Source organism: Rivularia sp. UHCC 0363, assembly GCF_034931125.1.
In the GTDB taxonomy this organism is placed as follows: Bacteria; Cyanobacteriota; Cyanobacteriia; order Cyanobacteriales; family Nostocaceae; genus Rivularia.
The window spans coordinates 38,535-42,009 of the sequence record NZ_JAYGHM010000043.1 but is presented as its reverse complement, the minus strand read 5'-3'; the positions used below and the strand labels follow the sequence as shown (position 1 = coordinate 42,009).

Annotated in this window: 1 protein-coding gene; it reads right to left on the bottom strand. The window is 37.4% G+C overall.

Annotated features, from left to right (window positions below; translation table 11 throughout):
• Nucleotides 1-227: 227 nt before the first annotated feature.
• Nucleotides 228-3,152: a DNA polymerase I gene (gene polA, locus VB797_RS22325; RefSeq protein WP_323239936.1), complete on the bottom strand. Its 2,925-nt coding sequence runs from the start codon at nt 3,150-3,152 to the stop codon at nt 228-230.
• Between the last annotated feature and the right edge of the window lie 323 nt (nt 3,153-3,475).

Genomic DNA, 3,475 nt, shown 5'->3' with positions numbered 1-3,475 from the left:
TTCTAGCTAGGTGATAAAAAATAGCGAGCGAGACGCTCGCACTACGAATTTATTATCTATCATAGTTTTTGCGGCAGAATAATAAATAATAGTTTGTCCCATTAGATTTCAAGGGTTAAGGTAGTGCGAGCGTCTCGCTCGCTGGTTCTTAATACTCAGTTATCAACCCCGGTGGTACCAATTCCTAACTCCGGTGGTACCAACTCCTAACTCTTAACTCCTAACTCCTACTTAGCTTCCATCCAGTTATCACCCGGACGTGCTTCTACTAATAAAGGAACGCTCAACTTAACGGCATTTTCCATTACTGACTTAATTTTGATTTGCAACTCTTCCCATTCTTGAGGAGGAACTTCAAACACTAATTCATCGTGAACCTGTAACAACAATCTTGCTTGATAATTATGCAAAAGTTGGTGTATTTGGATTGTGGCAATTTTAATAATATCAGCGCTAGAACCTTGAATTGGAGCATTAGCAGCAGCACGCAATAATCCTGCATCATAAGGACCCAAATTCTTCAATTTACTTAAGTCAATTTCTTCTGGGTTAACATTTCTAAGCTTTTGTAAACTGTTACTGGTAAAGTCTACATAACGTCTACGTCCTAAAATTGTTTCTACATAACCTTGAGAAATTGCTTGCTTTTTCAAACCTTCCAAAAATTCAAAAACTTTCGGATAGCGAGTATAAAACCTTTTGATAAATTCATTTGCAAGATTTTTATCTATACCAGTTGAGCGAGAAAATCTCAATGAACCCATTCCGTAAATTACACCAAAGTTAATCGTCTTTGCGATCCGTCTTTCATCAGATGAAATATCATCTTTTTCATACACTAACCGCGCTGTAACCGTATGAATATCTTGATTGTTGTTATAAGCTTCTAACAAAACGGGTTCTTGACTCAAATGAGCTAAAATTCTTAACTCAATTTGCGAATAATCAGCAGTTACTATTAACCATCCTGATTCCGGGATAAAAGCTTGACGAATTTTACGGCTAAAAGCGGTACGAATCGGAATATTTTGTAAGTTGGGATTAGAAGAAGATAGCCTTCCAGTTGATGTTACTGTTTGATTAAAATCTGTATGTACGCGCTTGGTATCTTCCCGTACTAAAGCTGGTAATGCATCTACATAGGTAGACTTTAATTTAGATAAAGTGCGATGTTCAAGAATAGCCTCAATAATTCCAGTTTCATCGTCTTCTTGCAGCTTTTCTAAAGTTGCTGCATCTGTAGAATATCCGGTTTTGATTTTACGAGAATATTTTTTATTTAAACCCAAATTATTAAATAATATTTGACTCAACTGTTTGGGAGAACCTAAATTAAATTTTTCTCCAGCTATTTCCTGTACTTGTTCTTCTAACTTATTTAAATCAATTTCCAACTGTTGCGAAAGTTCTTTTAAATAAGCCGTATTAACGCGAATTCCTTGATATTCCATATCCGCTAAAACTTCTTCTAACGGCTGCTCTACTTCTGTAAACAACTTTGATAAAGCTGGAATTTTCTCTAATTCTTCCCGCAATTTTGCGACTAATCCAAATGTAGTATAAGCATCCATCCCGCAGTAATCTGCGACTTGTGCAATGCTAATATCGGCAATAGTTTGACCTTTCGGAACCAGTTCAAGATAACTTTTAGCGATCAAACCCAAATATTTTTGAGAAAGTTCGCTTAAACCGTGACTGCTATCAGGATTGAGAACGTAACTTGCTAACATGGGGTCAAATATTACCCCTGCGATATTAATTCCCTGACATCGTAAAACTAAGCGGTCAAATTTAGTATTCTGAAAAGCTTTGGGATAATCTGCACTTTCTAAAATTGGACGTAAAGTTTGTAACGCAATATCTTTATCGAGATTCTGACCGTTTTTATGTCCTAAAGGAATATAAGCAACTTCATCAGCTTTACCCCAACAGCAACCAATTCCGACTAATTGAGCATCTCGCGGTTCTAAATCGGTAGTTTCAGTATCCCAAGCTACAGGTGTTTCCGGACTTGTAAATGTTCGGAGTATTTCAACTAATTCTTCAAGCTTTGCTTCCGTATCTATAATGCGTGGTTTAATTGGAGAAGTCTTTTGCTTTCGGGACTCTTCTGTTTGTTCCGCAGTCCAAAACCACAAATCATTATCTTCAATTTCTACAGCTTTTGTTTCTGGTATTTCTTCAACATTACCGCCAAACTTTTGCTGAAGCTGATTAATTTTTTTCAGAAAAGAACTAAATTCCAACTTCTCTAAAATCGGTTTGAGTTCGCTATTCTCAAAACCTTTTAACTTACACTCTTCCAAATCAACTTCCAGCGGAACATCTTCAACTATCTTCGCTAAAAACTTCGATTTTTCCGCATCTTCCTTACCAGTTACCAGTTTTTTATGAGTTGCTCCTGTAATTTCCTCCAAAGACTCATAAATTTTGTCCAGAGAACCGTAAGCATCAAGTAACTGTACCGCTGTTTTATCCCCAATCCCCTTCACACCAGGAATATTATCCGATTTATCGCCGCAAAGCGCTTTATAATCAACAACCTGGGATGGTAAAACCCCTAACTTCTGTTTAACTTCTTCCGAAAAAAATTCTTTAGGTCCAGTACTCGAACGCTGTAGAGCTTCCTTGTTCAAATACAGAACGCTAATTTGCTTATCCTTATCAATTAACTGAAATAGATCCCTGTCCCCAGTCAGGATTTTAACTTGATATCCTTTTTTCGATGCTTGTTGCGCTAAAGTTCCTAAAACGTCATCTGCTTCAAAACCCGGAGCAGTAAAAATCGGTAAATTTAATCCCGCAAGTAATTCGTGGAGATTTTCCAAATCGGGAATAAAATCTTCCGGGGTTCCCGGACGGTCAGCTTTATAAGTATCATCAGCTTGATGACGAAAAGTTGGTAAACCCAAATCAAAAGCAACCGCGATCGCTTCAGGTTGAAGATTATCCATTACTTCCAGCAAAGACTTAATAAAGCCAAAACACACGCTGGTGGGTATACCTGTTTTGGTACGAAGTCCTCCATCTCGTCCTTTAGCAAAAGCAAAGTAAGAACGAAACGCAAGGGAATGTCCGTCAACTAAGACGAATATGGGTTTTTTCGCAGAACTTATATCGGTCAACTGGTTAAAGCGTGTAATTAAGGACATTTATTTATTTTAATCAGTTGCTTTCCCTTTTGGAACATTTGTTTTAGTCGATATATAAAATTTTATATTTACCACGGTGAAACAGTTTACTGGTAAGACTCCCAGCCAGTCTCTATGGTTTATATCATTAAAAAATTTGTCAATTTAGCTTCATAAAAGTTAAAAAAATACGTTGTATTGCGATCGCGACTTAAGTACTCCCTACGAATTTAAACTGGCTTGATATTGCTTCGCGACTGTCCCAAGGCTGAATCTAATATTCCGCCACATTAATTATGCTGGGTAACACATTCGTAGTGCGAGCGTCCCGCTCGCTCGTGAAC

Coding starts and splice junctions, on each gene's coding strand:
- polA (WP_323239936.1), bottom strand. CDS start 3,152: ATGTCCTTAATTACACGCTTTAACCAGTTGACCGATATAAGTTCTGCG.